Raw genomic sequence first — 1,235 nt, forward strand, 5'->3', positions numbered from 1 at the left:
CCGTCGGCTGCACGTAGACCGGCGGCGCGTTCTTGACGATGCGCACCTTGCCTTCGCCTTCCGTGACTTCCAGCTCGGAGATGCCGGATTCGGAAACGAGGTCGATCAAAGTTTTCAGCTTACGAAGATCCATCGGGAATTCCCCTTTCAATACGTGAAAGCGCCGGTTAGGAGCCGGCGCTGAATCTAGATCGCGAAATCAGCCGCGCGACGTGCCTTGCAGCTTGTCCAGCGCGTACTCGAGCGCGTACAGATAACCTTTCCAGCCGAGCCCGCAGATCACGCCTTCGGCCTGGTCGGAAAAGTAGGAGTGGTGCCTGAACGCTTCGCGGCGATGCACGTTCGACAAGTGAACCTCGACGAACGGGATGCCAACGCCGGCGATCGCGTCCCGGATCGCGACGCTCGTGTGCGTATACGCGGCCGGATTGATCAGGATGAAATCGGTCTGTTCCTCCCGCGCGGCCTGAATGCGGTCGACCAGCGCGCCTTCATGGTTGCTCTGGAACGACGACAGTTCGGCGCCGGCTTCCCGGGCGCGCGCGGCAAGCGCCTGATCGATCTGTGCGAGCGTGACGCGGCCGTACACCTCCGGTTCCCGGGTGCCGAGAAGGTTCAGGTTGGGGCCGTGCAACACCAGCAATCGTGTCATGGTCGCTTCTATTTCTGCGGAATTGCGCGAACTTTAGCGCTATTTAGAGAAATTTGTCTAGTTTTGCCGAACGGCCGGGCGCGCCGGACCTGCAAGAATTACCGGCACGCATGCAAAGTATCGGCGAATTCACGCGAAATTGCGGCGATCCACGGGCAAATCGCCGCCAACGTGCGGGCCGCCGTTCGGGCAGATTACAGCGCGTCGAGCGTCTTTTTCAACTCGGCCGGTTGGATTTGTCCCAATTTTGTCTCGCGAATTTTGCCCGTTTCGTCGATGACGACCGTAAACGGCAACGCGCCGGCGGTATTTCCGAAATTACGGGCCAGATCGGCGCCCGCATATCCGCTGACGAAGACCGGATAGTCGACCTTCACCTTCTGCAGAAAGTTCTTCACGTTCTGTTCGGAATCGACGCCGATCCCGATGAAACGGATGCCCTTCTGTTTGTATTGGTGCGACAGCGCGACGAGCTCCGGCATCTCCTCGACGCACGGTCCGCACCACGACGCCCAGAAATTGACGACGACCTTCTGGCCCTTGAAGGCGGACAGCGTGGCCGGCTTGCCGTCGGTGCCCGTCA

The 1,235-nt window shown here is 60.2% G+C and carries 2 protein-coding genes and 1 pseudogene; all 3 read right to left on the bottom strand.

Annotation, left to right across the window (positions count from 1 at the left end; all coding sequences use genetic code 11):
- Positions 1-133 (bottom strand): annotated as a pseudogene (locus JYJ84_RS37025) (acetyl-CoA carboxylase biotin carboxyl carrier protein); the annotation flags it as partial.
- 66 nt (positions 134-199) lie between these two features.
- Positions 200-652, bottom strand: coding sequence for a type II 3-dehydroquinate dehydratase (aroQ, locus tag JYJ84_RS37030; RefSeq protein ID WP_011350880.1), 453 nt, complete (start codon positions 650-652; stop codon positions 200-202).
- A gap of 194 nt (positions 653-846) precedes the next feature.
- Positions 847-1,235 (bottom strand): TlpA disulfide reductase family protein (locus JYJ84_RS37035; RefSeq protein WP_205190334.1); only part of this gene is annotated, 389 nt, incomplete at its 5' end.

It is taken from the genome of Burkholderia sp. LMG 13014 (assembly GCF_905232215.1).
Lineage (GTDB): Bacteria > Pseudomonadota > Gammaproteobacteria > Burkholderiales > Burkholderiaceae > Burkholderia.